At 54.4% G+C, this 19,046-nt stretch carries 17 protein-coding genes and 1 pseudogene; 11 read left to right on the top strand and 7 right to left on the bottom strand.

What is annotated here, in order from left to right:
• Window positions 1–50: 50 nt before the first annotated feature.
• Together H2P46_RS10020 and H2P46_RS10025 are read left to right on the top strand one after the other, a co-directional pair.
• On the top strand, window positions 51–215 hold the full coding sequence (locus H2P46_RS10020; protein ID WP_193404936.1) for a hypothetical protein: 165 nt from the start codon (window positions 51–53) through the stop codon (window positions 213–215).
• Entirely contained in the window at window positions 205–1,563 is a 1,359-nt protein-coding gene (locus H2P46_RS10025) for an APC family permease (RefSeq protein ID WP_193404937.1), read from the top strand. The genes H2P46_RS10020 and H2P46_RS10025 overlap by 11 nt, the downstream gene beginning before the upstream one ends.
• A gap of 70 nt (window positions 1,564–1,633) precedes the next feature.
• Here H2P46_RS10025 and ygbI read toward each other — a convergent pair whose 3' ends face one another.
• Window positions 1,634–2,395, bottom strand: coding sequence for a DNA-binding transcriptional repressor YgbI (gene ygbI / locus H2P46_RS10030; RefSeq protein WP_193404938.1), 762 nt, complete (start codon window positions 2,393–2,395; stop codon window positions 1,634–1,636).
• Window positions 2,396–2,661: 266 nt separating this feature from the next.
• On the opposite strand from ygbI, the gene ltnD reads away from it, so the two are divergent.
• The 5 genes from ltnD to H2P46_RS10055 all read left to right on the top strand — a co-directional run bounded on the left by ltnD (window position 2,662) and on the right by H2P46_RS10055 (window position 7,736).
• On the top strand, window positions 2,662–3,567 hold the full coding sequence (gene ltnD, locus H2P46_RS10035) for an L-threonate dehydrogenase (RefSeq protein WP_193404939.1): 906 nt from the start codon (window positions 2,662–2,664) through the stop codon (window positions 3,565–3,567).
• Window positions 3,567–4,832: a 3-oxo-tetronate kinase gene (otnK, locus tag H2P46_RS10040; protein ID WP_193404940.1), complete on the top strand. Its 1,266-nt coding sequence runs from the start codon at window positions 3,567–3,569 to the stop codon at window positions 4,830–4,832. The genes ltnD and otnK overlap by 1 nt, the downstream gene beginning before the upstream one ends.
• Window positions 4,825–5,469, top strand: coding sequence for a 3-oxo-tetronate 4-phosphate decarboxylase (gene otnC, locus H2P46_RS10045; protein ID WP_193404941.1), 645 nt, complete (start codon window positions 4,825–4,827; stop codon window positions 5,467–5,469). Before otnK ends, otnC begins: the two co-directional genes overlap by 8 nt.
• A complete protein-coding gene (locus tag H2P46_RS10050) occupies window positions 5,469–6,254 on the top strand; it encodes an HPr family phosphocarrier protein (protein WP_193404942.1) in 786 nt (261 codons plus the stop codon). The genes otnC and H2P46_RS10050 overlap by 1 nt, the downstream gene beginning before the upstream one ends.
• A 126-nt stretch (window positions 6,255–6,380) precedes the next feature.
• On the top strand, window positions 6,381–7,736 hold the full coding sequence (locus tag H2P46_RS10055; protein ID WP_193404943.1) for a GntP family transporter: 1,356 nt from the start codon (window positions 6,381–6,383) through the stop codon (window positions 7,734–7,736).
• 35 nt (window positions 7,737–7,771) lie between these two features.
• Here the strand turns inward: H2P46_RS10055 and sbcB are convergent, their stop codons facing one another.
• On the bottom strand, window positions 7,772–9,190 hold the full coding sequence (gene sbcB, locus H2P46_RS10060; protein ID WP_193404944.1) for an exodeoxyribonuclease I: 1,419 nt from the start codon (window positions 9,188–9,190) through the stop codon (window positions 7,772–7,774).
• 201 nt (window positions 9,191–9,391) lie between these two features.
• Between sbcB and dacD the strand changes: the two genes are divergently transcribed.
• Entirely contained in the window at window positions 9,392–10,555 is a 1,164-nt protein-coding gene (dacD, locus tag H2P46_RS10065; RefSeq protein WP_193404945.1) for a serine-type D-Ala-D-Ala carboxypeptidase DacD, read from the top strand.
• 69 nt (window positions 10,556–10,624) lie between these two features.
• Here the strand turns inward: dacD and H2P46_RS10070 are convergent, their stop codons facing one another.
• The 3 genes from H2P46_RS10070 to H2P46_RS10080 are packed head-to-tail and all read right to left on the bottom strand — an operon-like array spanning window position 10,625 to window position 14,355.
• On the bottom strand, window positions 10,625–11,842 hold the full coding sequence (locus H2P46_RS10070; protein WP_193404946.1) for a cytochrome c: 1,218 nt from the start codon (window positions 11,840–11,842) through the stop codon (window positions 10,625–10,627).
• Window positions 11,839–13,605: a GMC oxidoreductase gene (locus H2P46_RS10075; protein WP_193405012.1), complete on the bottom strand. Its 1,767-nt coding sequence runs from the start codon at window positions 13,603–13,605 to the stop codon at window positions 11,839–11,841. Before H2P46_RS10075 ends, H2P46_RS10070 begins: the two co-directional genes overlap by 4 nt.
• A complete protein-coding gene (locus H2P46_RS10080) occupies window positions 13,606–14,355 on the bottom strand; it encodes a gluconate 2-dehydrogenase subunit 3 family protein (protein ID WP_193404947.1) in 750 nt (249 codons plus the stop codon). It abuts the gene before it with no gap.
• 209 nt (window positions 14,356–14,564) lie between these two features.
• On the opposite strand from H2P46_RS10080, the pseudogene H2P46_RS10085 reads away from it, so the two are divergent.
• Window positions 14,565–15,623, top strand: a pseudogene (locus tag H2P46_RS10085) (FUSC family protein).
• A gap of 160 nt (window positions 15,624–15,783) precedes the next feature.
• Complete coding sequence (gene tmaR / locus H2P46_RS10090) at window positions 15,784–16,104, top strand: PTS system regulator TmaR (RefSeq protein ID WP_193404948.1); 321 nt, start codon at window positions 15,784–15,786, stop codon at window positions 16,102–16,104.
• Window positions 16,105–16,146: 42 nt separating this feature from the next.
• On the opposite strand, the gene H2P46_RS10095 is transcribed toward tmaR, so the two are convergent.
• Window positions 16,147–17,211, bottom strand: a complete 1,065-nt coding sequence (locus H2P46_RS10095; protein WP_193404949.1) for a LacI family DNA-binding transcriptional regulator — start codon at window positions 17,209–17,211, stop codon at window positions 16,147–16,149.
• 95 nt (window positions 17,212–17,306) lie between these two features.
• On the opposite strand from H2P46_RS10095, the gene H2P46_RS10100 reads away from it, so the two are divergent.
• Complete coding sequence (locus H2P46_RS10100; RefSeq protein WP_193404950.1) at window positions 17,307–18,080, top strand: YdcF family protein; 774 nt, start codon at window positions 17,307–17,309, stop codon at window positions 18,078–18,080.
• Here H2P46_RS10100 and H2P46_RS10105 read toward each other — a convergent pair.
• Complete coding sequence (locus H2P46_RS10105) at window positions 18,077–18,991, bottom strand: ketopantoate reductase family protein (protein WP_193404951.1); 915 nt, start codon at window positions 18,989–18,991, stop codon at window positions 18,077–18,079. The genes H2P46_RS10100 and H2P46_RS10105 overlap by 4 nt on opposite strands.
• Window positions 18,992–19,046: the final 55 nt, after the last annotated feature.

Here is a 19,046-nt window from a genome sequence, read left to right on the forward strand (position 1 = left end):
GATAGATAAACACTGAAAACACGCTGAAGCGTGAGATTGAGGATACAAAGATGGGGATGTTTTCCACACTACCAGCCCACGCTGGTACGCGTTTTCGTGATGACTACGGCGCCGCACGTACTGCAAACCTTACTCCCTGTCGCATTTTGCGCAGTTTCCCCATGGCTCAACCCGATCTGGTTGCCGTACAGGGGGGACTGAAGCATGTCGTTTAATACCTCCGCCGCACCACAGCGTGCGCATCTGAAAAAATCACTGACCTTACTTCCGGTCGTCATGATGGGCCTGGCCTACATGCAGCCTATGACCCTGTTTGATACTTTTGGTATCGTCTCTGGGTTAACCGATGGTCACGTTGCTACCGCTTATGCCTTTGCGCTGATTGCGATTCTGTTTACCGCCGTGAGCTACGGCAAGCTGGTACGCCGCTTCCCCTCTGCGGGCTCCGCTTATACCTATGCTCAGAAGGCTATCAGTCCGCACGTCGGCTTTATGGTGGGCTGGTCATCGCTGCTGGACTACCTGTTCATGCCGATGATTAACATCCTGCTGGCTAAAAACTATTTTGAAACGCTGGTGCCTGGCATTCCTTCGTGGATTTTTGTCGTGCTGCTGGTGGGCTTTATGACGCTCTCTAACCTGAAGGGCATTAAAACGGTCGCTAACTTCAACAGCCTGATTGTGGTGTTGCAGGTCATCGTTATGGTCGGTATCACTGCGCTGGTGATTTACGGCGTGGCGAACGGCGAAGGCGCAGGTACGCTGGCCAGCAGCAAGCCATTCTGGTCAGACAATGCGCACGTGGTGCCGATGATTACGGGGGCGACAATTCTCTGCTTCTCGTTCCTCGGCTTTGACGGGATCAGCTCCTTGTCGGAGGAGACTAAAGATGCAGAACGTACTATTCCGCGCGCGATTTTCCTGACTGCCCTGATTGGTGGCGTGATCTTTATCGTGGCATCGTACTTCCTGCAGCTCTATTTCCCGGATATTTCTCGCTTCCAGGACCCGGATTCCTCACAGCCAGAAATCATGCTGTTTGTTGCCGGTAAAACGTTGCAGTTTGGCATTTTGATTTTCTCGGTGGTGACGGTGCTGGCGTCAGGTATGGCGGCACATGCCGGCGTTTCACGTCTGATGTATGTGATGGGCCGTGACGGGGTATTCCCGGAGCGTTTCTTCGGTTACATCCATCCGAAATGGCGTACGCCTTCTCTGAACGTATTGCTGGTCGGTGCGATTGCCCTGATGGCGATTAACTTCGACCTGGTGACGGCGACCGCATTGATTAACTTCGGTGCGCTGGTGGCGTTTACCTTTGTGAACCTGTCGGTGATTGCCCAGTTCTGGATCCGTGAGAAGCGTAACCGCACGCTGAAGGATAACGTCCAGTTCCTGCTGCTGCCGCTGCTTGGCGCATTAACCGTCGGCGCGTTGTGGATCAACCTGGAAGCGAGTTCGATGGTGCTGGGTCTGATTTGGGCAACGATCGGGATTCTGTATCTGGCGTTTGTCACTCGCAGCTTCCGTAATCCGGTGCCGCAGTTCAGCGAAGAGATGTAAGTTAGTTTGTATCAGCTTTCCCCCACCTGGTGGGGGAAAGCTGACAGAAAGACGTTACCTATCCGCTCTTCTACCCCGCAATAACCAGTTCCCATGCTCCGGCACTTAATAATTCTCGCGCCGTGTGGTTTAACTGATCGTCCGTCACAATAGTATCAAACCGCTCAAGCGGAAGGGCCAAAAATGTCGCGATCTTGTTGTACTTCGAACTGTCGCTCAGCAGCACGCGCTTGCTGCTTACTTCGCTGACCGTTTGCTTCACCGTAACTTTGTCTTCATCCGGTGTGAATAAGCCGCGTGGCCCCCAGCAGAACGATGAAATAAACGCGATGTCAATCGCCAGATGACGCAGGCTACGTGCGGCTGCTTCCCCGACGCAGGAACGATTCTCGCGGCATACCGTGCCGCCGGTGTGGATCACCCGGCAGCTGCTGGCTTCCATCAGCAAATTCGTCACCATGAAATCATTGGTTACTACCAGCAAATCATTGCGATCCACCAGTTCACGTGCCAGCGCCAGCGTCGTGGTGCCTGCATCCAGGTAAATACAGCTATTATGCGGAATATGCTGAGCCGCCAGTCGGCCAATAGCATTTTTCTCATCATTAAACAGCGTGGTTTTGGTGAGATGTGAAGGCTCCGCCGCCAGCCGATCCGCTGAGCGCACTCCCCCTGACACGGACAGCACAGCGCCTTGCTCTTCCAGCTTTTGCACGTCACGACGGATCGTCATGTGCGAAACACCCAGACGATCGGTTAATTCCGCAATACTGACCACACCGCGCTCAGCAACCAACGCCAAAATCTGTTGATGTCGTTCGACCGGGATCACATCGTCTCCTTGATGATTATCATTTTTTCACATTGTAATGGATTTAAGAGGTAAGGCGATCAGAAAATTTGCCGCCTTTAAGCACGAATCCCTGCCTGGAAGCGCGTCTCTTAAGGCCTGGCGCGGATGTGGGGCGCGTGTGAAAATTTGTTGCATCTAAGCGCTGAAGTTATTTTTTGTGATGCCACACACATTTTTTCATCGGGTGACCTGTCAGGATTAACATCATCAAACAAATAATCACTTAATTTAACAGAGGGGCGACGATGCCAGTCTCAAACATCTGTGTTATCGGTTTAGGTTCAATGGGGATGGGCGCGGCGCAATCTTGTATCCGTGCGGGTCTGAATACCTGGGGCGTGGATCTTAATCCTGCCGCGCTGGACCTTCTGCGTCAGGCGGGCGCGCGTGATGCGCAGACTTCAGCAGACCGCTTTGTCGATCAGCTCGACGCGGTGCTGTTGCTGGTGGTGAATGCAAAGCAGGTCAATGCGATTTTATTCGGTGAAAATGGCCTGGCGGCAAAACTGAAGCCCGGCACGGTGGTGATGATCTCTTCTACTATCTCTGCACAGGACGCGCAACAGTTTGAGCAAAAACTGGCTGAGCATCAGCTATTAATGCTGGATGCGCCAGTATTAGGCGGCGCGGTCAAGGCCGCTACGGGCGATATGACCGTGATGGCATCAGGCAGTGAAGAAGCCTTTACCAAACTGCAACCCGTACTGGATGCGGTGGCGGCGAAAGTCTATCGTGTTGGGGCCGAAATCGGTCTGGGCTCTACCGTCAAAATTATCCACCAGCTATTAGCGGGCGTACATATCGCGGTGGGCGCAGAAGCGATGGCGCTGGCGGCGCGTGCGGGCATTCCGCTCGACACCATGTATGACGTGGTTACCCATGCCGCAGGCAATTCCTGGATGTTTGAAAACCGCATGCGTCACGTGGTCGAGGGTGATTACAGCCCTAAATCTGCCGTCGATATTTTTGTTAAAGACCTGAATCTGGTCGCCGACACCGCCAAAACGTTGCATTTCCCGCTGCCGCTGGCGTCTACTGCGCTCAATATGTTTACCGAAGCCAGCAATGCCGGTTATGGCCGCGAAGATGACAGCGCGGTGATCAAAATTTTCAGCGGCATCACGCTGCCGCAAGGTGGGGAGAAAGCCTGATGCGACTGGGAGTCATTGCCGACGATTTTACCGGTGCGACCGACATCGCCAGTTTTTTGGTGCAAAACGGTCTCTCCACCATTCAGTTTAATGGCGTGCCGCATAACAGCGACGCGCTGGACGCGCAGGCAATCGTCATCAGCCTGAAATCGCGTTCCTGTCCGGTTGAGCAGGCGATTGAGCAGTCGCTGGCGGCGCTGAGCTGGTTACCACAGCAGGGCTGCGAGCGCTTCTATTTTAAATATTGTTCGACCTTCGACAGCACCGAGCGGGGCAATATCGGACCAGTCACCGATGCACTGCTGGCGGCGCTTGGCGAAATGCAAACGGTGATCTGTCCGGCACTGCCGGTGAACGGCCGCACCGTTTATCAGGGGCATCTGTTTGTCGGCGAGCAACTGCTGTCAGATTCCGGTATGCGCCATCATCCGGTAACGCCGATGACTGACAGCAACCTGCTGCGGTTGATGGAGCGCCAGGCCAAAGGCAAAGCGGGATTAATTGCCTCACAGGTGGTTGAGCAGGGCGTGGACGCGGTACGTTGTAAGCTTGACGAACTGCGTGAGCAGGGCATTCACTACGTCGCAATCGATACCCTGAACGAACAGCACCTGCTGACGCAGGGTGAAGCGCTGCGTGACATGCGTCTGGTCACCGGCGGTTCCGGGCTGGCGATCGGTCTGGCGCGGCAATGGGCACAGGACGATGCCGATCACCGCAGCGCCGAACAGGCCGGTCGTCCCCAGGGAACGCGCGCCATAGTTATCTCTGGTTCCTGCTCGCAAATGACCAATCGCCAGGTCAGCGCCTATCGACAGCAGGCACCAGCGCAGGAAGTGCAGGTCGAACGGTGTCTCGACGATGTCGAAAGTTATGCCCTGCAGCTTTGCGACTGGGTTGATGCCAACAGCCATCAGGCGCTGGCTCCGCTGCTGTTCGCCACGGCCGATGCGCAAAATTTGCAGGCAATCCAGCAGCAGTACGGCGCGCAGCGCAGCAGCGAGGCAGTGGAAAATCTGTTTGCCGCCGTGACGCGTGAGCTGAAAAAACGCGGCTGGCAGCGCTTTATCGTGGCTGGCGGCGAAACGTCGGGTGTGGTAGCGCAGAGCCTTGGCGTCACGGCATTTCACATCGGCCCGACCATCTCCCCTGGCGTACCCTGGGTGCGCGATATTCGGCAGCCGCTGTCGCTGGCGCTGAAATCCGGCAATTTTGGTGATGAGCACTTTTTCCGCCGCGCCCAAACGGAGTTTTCCCATGCCTGAACAATATTCTCTTAACGAACAGCAGGCCCGCGCCGAGATGGTACAGCTCGGTGCTTCCTTCTTTCAGCGCGGTTACGCCACTGGCTCAGCCGGCAATTTGTCGATGCTGCTGGAAGATGGCAATCTGCTGGCCACGCCGACCGGTTCCTGCCTGGGCGAGCTGGATGGCGAGCGCCTGTCGAAAGTCACGCCAGAAGGCGAGTGGCTATCCGGCGATAAACCGTCGAAAGAGATCGCCTTTCATCGGGCGCTCTATCTGAATAATCCTGACTGCAAAGCGGTGGTACATCTGCACAGCCATTACCTGACCGCGCTTTCATGTCTGCAAGGGCTGGACACGCAAAACTGTATCCGTCCGTTTACCCCTTACGTGGTCATGCGTGTGGGTGACGTGCCGGTAGTGCCTTATTATAAGCCGGGCGATCAGCGGCTGGCTGAGGATCTGGCGCGGCTGGCATCGCGCTATCGCGCTTTCCTGCTGGCTAATCACGGCCCGGTGGTAGTGGGAAAATCGCTGCGTGAAGCGGCGGACAATACCGAAGAGCTGGAAGAGACCGCACGGCTGATGTTTACGCTGGGCGACCGCGCCATTCGTTATCTGACGGATGACGAAGTGGTGGAATTAAGGAGTCGATAATGCCGAAGTTTGCAGCCAACTTATCTACGCAGTTTAACGAGGTGCCATTTCTGGAGCGCTTTGCCGCTGCCGCGCAGGCCGGTTTTGAGGCGGTGGAATTTCTGTTTCCTTATGACTATCCTGCAGCGCAGCTGAAGCAGTTACTGGATGAGAATCATCTCAGGCTGGTACTGTTCAACACGGCGGCCGGTAACGTGGCGGCGGGTGAGTGGGGCGTATCGGCCATTCCCGGTCGTGAAGCCGATGCACATGCCGATATTGATCGCGCGCTGACCTATGCGCTGGCACTGAACTGTCCGCAGGTCCATATTATGGCGGCGACCGTGCCAGAGGGAGCCGATCGTCAGTCGTATGTCGATACGTTTGTCAACAATATGCGTTACGCCTCGGAGCGCTTTGCGCCGCACGGCATCACGCTACTGATTGAAGCGCTGAACCCGAAAACCAAGCCGAATTACCTCTATTCCAGCCAGTATCAAACCTTAGAAATGGTTGAGCGGATTGCTCGTCCTAATGTTGCTACTCAGCTTGACCTGTTTCATGCGCAGCTGGTGGATGGCAATCTCAGCCACCTGATTCGCCAGTATGCCGGGCGCTATCGCCATGTGCAGATCGCCTCCGCGCCGGACCGGCATGAACCGGATGAGGGGGAAATCAACTATCCGTGGCTGTTCACGTTGCTGGACGATGTCGGCTATGACGGCTGGATCGGCTGCGAATATATCCCCCGTGGCAACACGGTCAATGGCCTCGGCTGGTTCGCGCCCTGGGCAAAGAAATCCTGAAATAACCCATGAAATAACACCGGCGTTTCGGCGCCGGTGTGGCTCTGGTCGTCCTTTTGACGTACCGGCACCAGGCTGTGCTGTACCCCCTTAATCCCAAAAAGATAATTATTACCGAGGCTTACCATGTCTACCGCATTGCTGTTAGCTATTGCGTCCGCCAGCATCGTGATCTTACTGCTGCTGGTTATCAAAGCGAAAGTTCACCCCTTTGTTGCGCTGCTCATTGTCAGCCTGCTGGTGGCGGTTGCTACCGGCATTCCGGCTGAAAAAATCATGGAGACGATTATCAGCGGTATGGGCGGTCTGCTCGGCCATATCACCATTATCATCGTGCTGGGGGCGATGCTTGGCGCGATCATTGAAGCGTCGGGCGGCGCGGAGTCGCTGGCGCAGCGCTTCAGTAAAACCCTCGGCCTGAAGCGCACCGTAGCCGCGTTGACGATGGCGGCGTTTATCCTGGGTATTCCGGTATTTTTTGAGGTCGGCTTTATTATCGTTATCCCGCTGATCTACGGCTTTACCAAGGTGGCTCGGGTATCGCCGCTGAAGTTTGGTCTGCCCATGGCTGGCGTGATGCTGACGGTTCATGCGGCGCTGCCGACCCATCCGGGCGCGGCTGCGGCGGCAGGGATCCTGCATACCGATATGGGCTGGTTGATGATGCTCGGCATCGCGATTTCGATTCCAGTCGGTATCGTCGGCTATTATGCGGCGAAAGTGATGAACCGTCGTCATTATCATCTGTCGGTCGAGGTGCTGGAACAGTTGCAGATGGCGAAGCCGGAAGGCAGCGAGAAAAAGCACGAAGTGGCTCCGCCAGGCGCGCTGACCATTAGCGGGTTGATTGTGGTGCCGATCGCGTTAATCGTACTGGGCACTTTATCGCACACCTTGCTGTCCGAAGAGAGTGTGCTGCGTAAAGTGATGATGGTGATTGGTACGCCGCCGATTGCGCTGCTGATTGCGTTAGGTTTAGCGGCCTGGCTGCTGGGTGTACGTCGCGGCTGGAGCAAAGACAAACTGGAAGATCTGACTGGCCGGGCGATTCCAACTTCAGCGAGCGTGATTCTGGTCGCTGGTGCAGGTGGCGCATTCGGCAAAGTGCTGGTGGCGTCAGGGGTGGATAAAGCGCTGGCGGTGACGCTGGAAACGCTCCATCTGCCGCTGGTACCGGCGGCGTTTATTTTGTCGCTGGCGCTGCGTGCTTCACAGGGTTCCGCCACCGTAGCGATCCTGACCACCAGCGGCCTGCTGTTGCAGGCAGTGGCTGGGGTGAGCGATATGCAGCGCGTGCTGGTGACGCTGGCAGCGTGCTTCGGCGGGTTAGGGCTGTCGCATGTCAATGATGCGGGCTTCTGGGTGGTAACGCGCTATCTCGGCCTGTCGGTAGCAGATGGTTTGAAAACCTGGACGGTGCTGACCACATTGATGGGCCTGAGCGGCTTCGCCTTGACCTGGCTGCTCTGGGCGCTGGTGTAATCTCTGGGGGCGGAAAATACCGCCCCTGACTTTCGCTATGAAACCAGTTCCTGGGCATACAAATACAGCGCTTTTAGCTGCCCAAGCTTCTCCTGATCCGCCTCATGCAAACTCGCCAGTGACTCCAGCTCCAGCAAAAACGCCTGCACTTTCTCGGCATTTAACACTTCACGACGATGTTGCAGCCAGCGCTGTTGCTCGGCGTCATCCAGCGTGCCGGGGAAATTGCGGGCGCGGTAACGGAACAGCAGTTTCGCTACGCGGGGGCTTTCAAAGGTTAAATCCAGCGCAGGCAAGTTCTGCGGCGCGGTCTGACGGATAATCGTCATACCCGCCCGATCGGCATCGCTAAAGAAACCGTCATATAACTGCGCATCAACATCATCTGATGGAGTAAACGGCTCGGCTTCAGCAAAAAGGGTTACCGCTTTTTCACGCACATCCGGCTGTTGACGCAGTAGCGCCAGATTATCCAGACAGCGCTGACGATCAATGCCTAACCGCTCGGCATCTTCCGGGCGCAGGGTATTGGCTGGGGCCAGAACCGGACATTTATTAATATGCACCAGCTTGATGGGCACTGAGGCCAGCTCGCCCAGTTCGCTTTTACGCGTATATAAACGTTCACGTAGCGTATCGGCATCCAGCGTCAGCAGTGGAGTCATATCGCCCGCCAGATCCACGACAATCAGCGCGTTGCGATTCTCCGGATGCCAGGCGAGCGGCACAATCCAGCTGGTATTACCCCGTGCGGCGCCAAACATGCCGGAAACATGTACTAACGGTTTCATTTGCGGGATGTCGATCAGCGTCATCAGTTTATTTTTGTTGCGATGCGTAAACAAAAATGCAAACAGTTTCGGCTGCTTCTCTTTTACCAGCTTTGCCATGGCCAGCGTGGCGTAGACGTCAGACATCGCATCGTGGGCGTTCTGATGCTCCACGCCGTTAGCTTTGGTCAAATGTTCCAGGCGGAAGCTGGGAAAGCCGTCATCGTTTTCTGGCCAGTGGATGCCGTCCGGGCGCAGCGCATAGCAGGCACGCATTAGATCCAGCAAATCCCAGCGAGAATTGCCGTTTTGCCAGCTCCAGCCGTAGGGATCATAAAAATTGCGATAAAAAATATTGCGCGTCACTTCGTCGTCGAAGCGCACGTTGTTGTAGCCCACAACACAGGTTTGCGGCTCGGTAAACAGCGCGTGGATGCGTTCGGCAAACGCCACTTCGCTGACGCCTCGCGCCATGGCGATTTGCGGCGTGATGCCGGTAATCATCACCGCTTCCGGCTGAGGCAGATAATCATCCGGTGGACGGCAGTAAAACACCTGCGGCTCGCCAACTGGATTGAATTCGTTGTCGGTGCGCAAGCCAGCGAACTGCGCCGGACGATCCAGCGAAGGACTGGTGCCAAACGTTTCATAATCGTGAAACAAAAAAGTTAAATCCGAAGGCACAGCGTTTTCCTTTACGGGAAAAAATCAGCGCTCAGGATAGTCTGCCGGGCGCGTCAGCACAACCGCGCCGGTACAGGTTGCGAAGCAGACTGCACCGATCATACTTTTTTTCAATTTAGACAAACCTTCTCGACGCTTTTGCCGTAAAACGTGCGGCTGTTTCTGTTTCGTTTACCTGTTTGCGCAACTAAGGATGAAGTGTTGAAAAGGCGTCTGCTGATTACTGTAACTGCAACTATTTTTTGGGCATCGCTGGCGCAAGCCGAAGATATGCCTTTTCCCCTGACGCCACCGGCCATTGACGCCGCTTCCTGGGTATTGATGGATGCCACCACCGGCCAGGTGCTGACGGCCGGAAATCCTGATGAACGCCGTAATCCAGCCAGCCTGACTAAACTGATGACGGGCTACGTGGTCGATCGCGCTATCGATCAGAAAAAAATTACCCGCGACGATATGATAACTGTAGGTAAAGATGCCTGGGCGGCGGGTAATCCGGTATTCAAAGGCTCATCGCTGATGTTCCTCAAGCCTGGCGACAAGCTAAGCGTGCGCGATCTGAGCCGTGGTGTGATCATTGATTCCGGTAATGACGCCTGTGTCGCGCTGGCAGATTACGTGGCGGGCAGCGAAGCCGGTTTCGTTAAACTGATGAATCAGTATGTTGAAAAACTGGGCTTACAGAATACGCATTTTGAAACGGTACATGGTCTGGATGCGCCAGGTCAGTTCTCCAGTGCGCTGGATATGGCGAAACTTTCCCGGGCGATTATTGATGGCGAACCAGATTTTTACGCCATGTATAGCGAGAAAACGCTGACCTGGAATGGCATCACGCAGAACAACCGCAACGGTTTGCTATGGGATAACAATCTGCATGTTGATGGTCTGAAAACCGGCCATACCGAAACCGCCGGTTTTAACATCATCGCTTCCAATGTGGTGGGAAAACATCGCCTGATTGCGGTAATTATGGGCGGCAAAAGCGCGAAAGGGCGTGAAGAGCAGGCGCGCAAGTTGCTAATCTGGGGACAAAATACCTTTGATACCGTTCAACTGTTCCATGCCGGTAAAAAGATTGGCACTGAGAATGTCTGGTACGGTAATCCACACCAGGTTGATGTCGGCACCGTCAACGATATTTACCTGGCGCTGCCGCGCAGTGAAATTCAGAACGTGAAGGCCAGGTACGTTATTAATCGCAAAGAACTCGACGCGCCGCTGAAAGCGAATGAAACCATCGGTGAAATTCAGGTCATGGACAAAGACAAGCAGCTGGCAAGTTATCCGCTGGTAACGCTGAAAGCTGTTGATGAAGCGGGCATTGTTACGCGCATAGAAGATTATCTGAAGCAAAAGCTCTGATTCGCGCTTGTGGTATCGCGTAAAAAGCCGCCGAAAAAAGGGCAGCCTGTTGGCTGCCCTGTTCGCGTTTTATTGCAGATCATCCTTCATCTTTTTTATCTCTCCGGCATCGACCGGAGCGGCAGCATTGCCCCAGCTGTTACGGATATAGGTAATCACCGCAGCAATATTCTCATCGCTTAACGTACCCGCAAATGCAGGCATCGCAGGCGCGGTGGGATGTGCATCGGTATCGACACCGCGGCTTCCCGCCAGCACGACGCGCATCAGCGAGGTGGCATCAGGCTGGTTGAGCAACGGATTGTTTGCCAGCTGCGGGAAGATATTCTTCTCACCGCGTCCGCCAGGGCTGTGGCAGGCTGAACATTTGGCTTCATAAATAGTGGCCCCCATTTTCATGCGCGCATCACTCGCCGCTAGCGGCTCCGGTTTTTTCCCGGCTTTTTTATCGCCATCCTTAAGGTAAACTGCGACTGCGTTGAGATCGTCTTCACGCCAGTGCTGCGTCGAGTGACGTACCGCGTCTGCCATTGGCCCAGAAGCGATGTCATAACGGTTCACGCCGGTACGCAAGTAGCTCACAATATCCTGCTGTGTCCATTTGCCTAAACCGGTATGTTCGCTGGCGCTGAGGTCAGGCGCATACCAGCCTTCGACCACTTCACCGCCAAGAAAATGGCTGCTCTTATCGCCGCCCAGCAGATTTTTTGGCGTATGACAGGTGCCACAGTGTCCCAGACCTTCCACCAAATACGCACCGCGATTCCATTCGGCAGATTTATTGGGGTTGGCCTTAAATTCGCCCTTATCGAAGTTGATCCAGTTCCAGAACAGTAAGCTGGCGCGGATATTGAACGGGAAAGGCAGTTGGTTAGTCTCAACGGGGTGATGGATCGGCTGTAGCGTTTGCATCCACGCCCATAAGTCTTGCAGATCTTTTTCCGACATTTGGGTGTAAGCGGTATAGGGCATCGCCCCGTATAAACGCTTGCCATTATGCCCAACACCTTCATTCATGGCGCGACGAAAATCATCGTAGCTCCAGTTACCGATACCGGTTTCACGGTCTGGCGTAATGTTAGCGCCTGCCAGCGTACCGAACGGCGTTTGCAGCCTGACACCTCCGGCGAAAGGCTGTTTTTCATCGCTGGTGTGACACGCGGTACAATCCCCAAGCGTGGCGATGTACTGGCCCCGGGCAATCTGATCGTATTCCGGCTGGGCCTGACTGCTCAGGCTTAACGTCATGAGCACGGCAGCCGCAGAGAAAAGCGATAATGTTTTCATACGCTAATCATCTCCCCCGGACGTTTCAGATAGTATTGACGAATATCGTGTGCGGCTTTGTAGGCCAGCGCACCAACGGTGCCGGTTGGGTTGTAACCGGGGTTCTGTGGAAAGGCTGAGGCGCCTACCACAAACAGGTTCGGCACATCCCATACCTGAAGATGTTGGTTTACCGAACTGGTGCTGGGATCGGCTCCCATAATAAATCCGCCCACTACGTGCGAGGACTGATAAGGCACGCTGCTCCAGTGTCCGGTCATAGGTTTGACAATCATTTCACGTGGATTCATCGATTTAGCAATTTCTGCCACCTTGTTAGTACAGTACTGCGCCATCTTCAGGTCGTTTTGCGCAAAATCGAAGGTAATACGCAGCAGCGGCCGGCCGTGCGGATCGTTGTAGTTAGGATCTAACGACAAATAGTTAGTGCGCGTGGTGTAACTGCTGGCTTCACAGCCTATCGACATGGTGCTGAGATAGTTATCTTTCAGCGCCTGTTTCCACTTTGAACCCCATTTCGGGGTCTTAGGCGGTAAGGGGCGATAGCCAATCGGCGCGGAGCCAATAGGGGTGACGCGAATGCTGCCGCCGCCAAAGAAGCCAAGACCACTGTGATCGAAATTGTCGTTGTTAAATTCGTCAATGCCCATGCCTACCGCGCCGGCACCAATAAACGGGTTAAAGTTTTTGTTATCAAAGAACAGCGTCACGCCATTGGCGGTTTGGTAGGCGTAGTTGCGACCGGTGGTGCCTTTATTGGTCACGGGATCGTAGTCTTCACCGATACCGGAAAGCAGCATCAAACGAACATTTTCAAAGGTGAAGGCGGCAACAATCACGAGATCAGCGGGTTGCTCCCATTTATCGCCAGAAGAGTCGATATAGGTTACGCCAGTCGCTTTTTTACCGGTGGAATCGGTTAGCACTTCCAGCACTTCGCAGTTGGTATAAGCAGAAAAGTTGGGTTTGCGTATAAGCGCCGGTAACACTATGGTGATCGCGCTGGCCTTGGAGTAGTTGGCGCAGCCGTAGTTGGTGCAAAAGCCGCAGAAAGTACAAGGCCCCATCGTTACGCCATACGGATTGGTATAGGCTTCGGAAACCAACGAGGAGGGCACAGGGAAAGGCTTATAGCCAAGGTTTTTAGCCGCATCAGCAAACAATGTTGGGCCGTAAGGCTGACGCAGCGGGGCAGTCGGATATTCACCCGATCGCGGCCCTTCAAACGGATTGCCGCCGTCACGAACCTGGCCGTTGATATTGCCAGCTTGCCCTGACGTGCCCGCTACACGCTCAAACTGCATGTAGTGCGGCTCCATTTCTTCCCACGTTGTTCCCCAGTCTTGCAGCACTAACTCTTCCGGCATCGCGCGGGCGCCGTAACGCTCGGTCAGGTGCGTTTTAAGGTGAAATTCGTGCGGCTGAAAGCGAAAGGTAATACCGGCCCAGTGATTTCCGGCACCGCCCGTGCCATTACCGGGGTGAAACGATCCCCAGGTTCGCATCGGTAAAGCTGTTTGCGAGGGGTTGTTGCGCATAGTGCAGGTATTTTGTCTGGTACGTAACATTAACTCCTGGCGCATCACATAGCGCAGTTCGTCAGTCACCGTGCCGATATTAAAATCGCGCGCGGTATCGCGCCACGGACCGCGCTCAATCCCCACCACGTCCAGACCTTCATCGGCCAGTTCATTGGCAATGATCGAACCGGCCCAGCCGAGGCCAATCACCACGACATCAGTTTTAGGCAATTTTTTCATGATTTATCCTTTCGCTTTCCATTGCGCAATGCTGATCGGTTCAAGTTGCAAATTTTCGTTATGTCGTTCGATATAGTCGCGATAGTCATAACGCGCGCCTGGAAATCCCAGCATTTTCCACGACACCATCTCTTTATTGCCGCCGTAAATCGGGTCGGCAAAAAAGCCTTCCATGGTGTTGTTTAATATTTCCAGAAACAGCGACTGGGCGTCGAAACCGTCGAAATGCACTTTGCCTGCTTCCATATTGAGTAACAGCGTGTCCTGCTGCTCTGGGGTCAGATCGAAAAATTTTTTCTGGGAGCTGGTGGTTTGCACGTAGCGATTGAGCGCGGCTAAGCCCTGGCGATAACGCTGCTGTGGCACCAGCGCAGACTGATCGCCCTGTTCTGAGGTGCCTTTCTGGAAAGGGCCTTCCATATATAAGCGCTCGAAAGTGCCGTAAAAACCGTGTAGCTGGCGATCGATAAATACGGCGCATCCGGCTTCTTTGCCGCCCATGCTAAGCTCATCTGCGGGAATAAGACGGTCAACCACGGCTTCTACCGTGCGGGCCTCTTCATCAGTAAAAAATAGCCAGCCGGGCTGGTCGAAGGTTTCAGGAGGGTTATCGCTAAACGGCGTCCAGCCTGGCGATCCTTTTAACGATACGGCATCCGCTGTCTGACTGACGCTGGCGGCCACGCCGAGCGCAGACCACGTCAACACTTGCCGTCGCGTCACACCTGGCAGGGTTTTGGCTCTTTTTTTCATATCGCTTCCTTTAACAGAGTTAAATAAAAATTTGTAAGAAGAGTAAGATGTTAATTAAATGTTTTGTTAATGGGATCTTAAAGTATGTCAATTGTTGAAAATTGTAATTTAAAGTCAAAACTGTATTGAAATGTAGAAGTTGCGTTAAGCCTTAGCAAATCTAAGGGTTAGAATAATGCACGAAATGTACCCGCAACCGGAAAGCCACTTTGCGTCCAGATAAGCCCGTATCGAAACTAGAGTTTTGGTTCTATCGCCACTACCGCAGCGTGCATGGTGTACGTATCGCTATTGCCTTTTTGCTCACCTTTTTGTTTGTACGCGTTACCGGGATTCCGGAAGGAACCTGGCCGCTGATTACGTTGGTGGTCGTGATGGGGCCGATCTCGACATGGGGCAACGTTTTCCCGCGCGCGATTCAGCGCATCTGCGGGACGCTGGCCGGTTCTGTATCGGGTTTGATTGCGCTAAAGCTGGAACTTATCTCGCTACCGGTCATGCTGACGTGGTGCGGTATGGTGATGTTTGTCTGTGGCTTTCTGACGCTGGGTAAACATCCCTATATGGCGCTGTTGATTGGCATTACGCTCAGCGTGGTGGTCGGCGCCCCGGCAGGTGATTTCGCCATGGCGCTGTGGCGCGGCGGGGATGTGATACTCGGTTCGCTGCTGGCTCTGCTGTTCAGCGCCATCTGGGCACAGCGCGCGTATATGCACTGGCGCATTCAGCTTTCTGATTCGCTGGAAAAAATTGCCACCATTTACCACGCCGGTTTTTCGTCTAACCTGGTAGAAAAGCCGCGTCTGACTAAACCGTTGGGTAAACTGCTGACCAGCATTATTAAGATGCGTGCGCTGCTGGAGCCGTCGAGCAAAGAGACGCGTATTCCAAAATCGGTCTTTGAAGCGATTTAAACCATCAACCGAAATATGGTGTACACCGTAGAGATGCAAATTAATGCCTGGTGGGCGTCTCGTGAAAGTCATCTGATACTGCTGAATGCGCCAACGTTGCGCCGTACTCAGCAAATGACGGAAAACACCCTACGCGCGCTTTCACGGCTGGCCGTACGGGGCGAGACCGAAGAGTTGATCACCACCAGTCATGAACTGGCAGAGATTACGCGCGAATTGAAACAGCTGATTGCCGATACGGGCAGCGAGCGACTGGAGGAGACGCCGATTTACGGTTATGTATGGATCAGCCTGGAGTTGGCGAAGCAGCTTGAACGAATGAACGACTTACTGCGCATGGCGTTGCGCAAATAATCACCTCAGACAAGGACTTAATGTGAAACCCGCTTTCTTTGCGCTAAGATAAGAGCCAGTCTGAATTTAGCTGTGAAAATTGCTTACAAGGCTGGCTAGCCGCTAAGCTGATCGTTTTGACTCTCTCCCTGCGACAGCAGGCTCAAAGAAAGGTGCCATCATGGAAAATGCCAAGCAATCATTTCAGGACGTACTGGAGTTCGTACGTATGTTCCGTCGCAAGAACAAGCTTCAGCGCGAGATCGTTGATAACGAGAAAAAAATCCGCGACAACCAGAAGCGTGTGCTGCTGTTGGACAACCTGAGTGAATACATCAAACCCGGCATGAGCGTTGAGGCGATCCAGGAAATTATCGCCAGCATGCGCGTTGATTATGAAGATCGCGTTGATGAATACATCATCAAAAATGCCGATCTGTCGAAAGAGCGCCGTGAGCTGTCGAAGAAGCTCAAAAACATGGGCGAACCCAAAGCGCAGTAACGATACCCGATTCCAGTCAAGTGCCCCTGGTGGGCACTTTTTTTATGTTCCGCGCTTAGCCAGTCGGCGTGCAATGTGCTGCAACTGCTGCGCCAGTTGTGGCAAATCCAGCTTTTTATCCTCTGGCGCAGCGGTGGTTTCCCGCAGTATCAGCGCGGTTTCAAGTACCGCCGCCGATGCTTCTTCGCCGCGCAAGCGCGCGACTATCTGGTCCACACTGACCTGACCCAATAACTGTAAATCCTGACGCACCGTAGTCAGTGGCGGCTGATACCATGCGCTTTCTGCCGTATCGTCATAGCCCATCACCGAAATCTCGCCGGGAATAGTAACCCCGTGCTGATGCAGTGCGCGCATCGCCCCCAGCGCCATCTGATCATTCGCCACCAGTAAAGCTTGCGGTAATAAATCGGGCAACTGCGTCAGCAGAGCCTGATACCCAGACTGTGCGCTCCAGTCACCACGCAGCATACAACAAGGCGTTAACTGATATTCCGCCAGCGCTGTTAACCATGCCGCTTCACGCTGGCGGGCAGATACCGAACGTTCAGGGCCGTTCAGTAAGCCAATTTTTGTATGTCCCAGTGCGACCAGATGTTCAACCGCCGCACGAGCACCCGCTTCATTGGGATACTGACATTGCGCGACCGCAGCGTGCAGCTCGACATCCAAAAACAGCGTTGGCTTTTCACCGCATAATGCCTGAATTTGCTCTGCCTGTTGCGCCATCAGAGGCAGGTTGATCAGTATGCCGTCAACGCGCTGCGCCAGCAGTTCATTCACTGTGGCTTCGGCGTTGCCGCTATCCATAGCAATAACCAGATGATAGCCAGCGGCGGCGGCGCGTTGCTGAATGGCGGAGGCAATCTGTGCGGGCGCCATTAACGCTAAATCACTGGTAGCAAGGCCCAGCGTGCGCGTCGCTTTGCCTGCCAGCTGCTGCGCGACGCGGTTTGGCACGTAATTGAGCTGCTGCATCGCCGCGTCGACTTTTTCTCGCGTGCGGGGTGCAACTTGCTCAGAATGATTAAGCACGCGGGAAACGGTTTGATAGGAGACGCCAGCCAGTTGAGCGACGTCATCAAGGGTCACGGAGCGGGAAGTCATTGATCTCTCCTGAAGATGAAGCGGCGAGTGTAGCAAATTTTTCTCCGCCAGCGTGCCAGGATGACGCTACACTGCGGCAAGCACAGGAGAATCGTATGCAACTCAGTGATAACGACATTCAGGACATCAATCGCATTGCCGCCTGGCTGGCACTGGACGATATGCCCCAACAGGGTGAAACCCATGCGGACCTGGCGATCCTGGCCGGGCATGCAGTGTTACCCAACATTGAAGGTGCAGTGGCGTTAGCGAAAAAGTTTAACCTGCCATTGCTCATCAGCGGCGGAGTCGGCCATGCCACGCCGCTGCTGGCGGAAGCGATGGCGGCCCATCCGCTTTATCGTCAGATCGATACGCGAGGCATGGGCGAAGCGTCAATGCTGGCAGCGATTGCCCGCCTCTTCGCCGCGCTGCCAGACGAACAGTTGCTGCCTGAAAGCACATCGCGTAACTGTGGCGAAAATGCCGCGTTCAGCCAGCGTCTGCTGGATGCTAAAAATTTGCAACCGCAGCGGGTAGTGCTGATTCAGGACCCGCTATTGCAGCGCCGGACCGATGCTACTTTTCGCTGGCAATGGCGCAATCGTGAAGAGGCGCCGCAATTCATCAACTGGCCAGTGTTTACACCTCAGTTAATGAATGACGCAGGTATGGCGCGCATTATCGGCGCTCCGCCGCAGGGGCTGTGGTCACTGGAACGTTTTCTGACACTCTTACTGGGAGAGGTGCAGCGTTTGCGCAACGACAAACACGGCTACGGGCCAAACGGCAAAGGCTTTTTTGGCGAGGTGATAATGCCGGATGAAATTGATAATGCATGGCATCGATTGATGCGCCTGCCAGATGTGCAGGCGCGTATCAGGCATTAACGTCCTTGCCGGTATACCTGCAAATTAACGTTAACCGCATTGAGCAGCGGCGTGTTGATGCCGTTGCGTTTGGCGCGTAACAGCAGATCACCAATCACCTGCGCGGCTTCAATTTCAAAACCCTGCGTTAAATCACGGTACATTGACGATGTCATCGGCGTAGCAGGGTTATTCAGCAATTCATAAATCTTCGCTGTGATGGCCGGTCGTGGTTGATAGCCATCAGCGCTGATCACCGCGAGGATTTCGCTAAAAATACTTTGCAGCAGTGCTTCGCCGCCTTCTGATTGCAGAACCTGCTGTGTATTACCGCGCGCAAGACAGCACACCGCGCCTAGCGTGCTCAGTAGCAGCCACTTTTCCCATAACTCGCTGATAATATCCGCGGTAAAAAAAGTCTCCACCGTGCTGCTACGCAGCGCAGCATCGACGCGTTGCAGTCGCGCATCGTTATGACCATCCAGCGCACCGTAATAGATCTGATGAAGGGGCGTCATCTGTACCACTTCGCCATGCTCGCCCAGGGTGGCATTGATTTTACACAGGCCGCCAATTACCTGGCGATCGCCAAAGCGTGTACGCAGGGTATCAATATGGCGCATCCCGTTGAGAACAGGCATGATCAGGGTGTCTGGGCCAACCGCCGGCGCAATATCCTCCATCGCCTGATCGAGACCAAAACTTTTCACCGTCAGGATAATCAAATCGTAATTACCGTTCAGCGAGCTGGCCTGTACTAATTGTGGCTGCAGCGTTTCATTGCCTTGTGGCGTTTGCAGGATTAGCCCGGTTTTTTGCAGCTGATTAAAGCGGCGCTCACGCACCAGAAAAGTTACATCTTGTCCGGCCTGCGCCAGACGCGCGCCAAAATAACCACCGGTTGCACCGGCTCCAACAATCAAAATGCGCATAATCTTTTTCCTTGCCTGAAAACCCTTACCTTAAAACGCAGCGGCAAGGGTTTCC

Origin of the sequence: Mixta mediterraneensis (genome assembly GCF_014946725.1) — a bacterium.
In the GTDB taxonomy this organism is placed as follows: Bacteria; Pseudomonadota; Gammaproteobacteria; order Enterobacterales; family Enterobacteriaceae; genus Pantoea; species Pantoea mediterraneensis.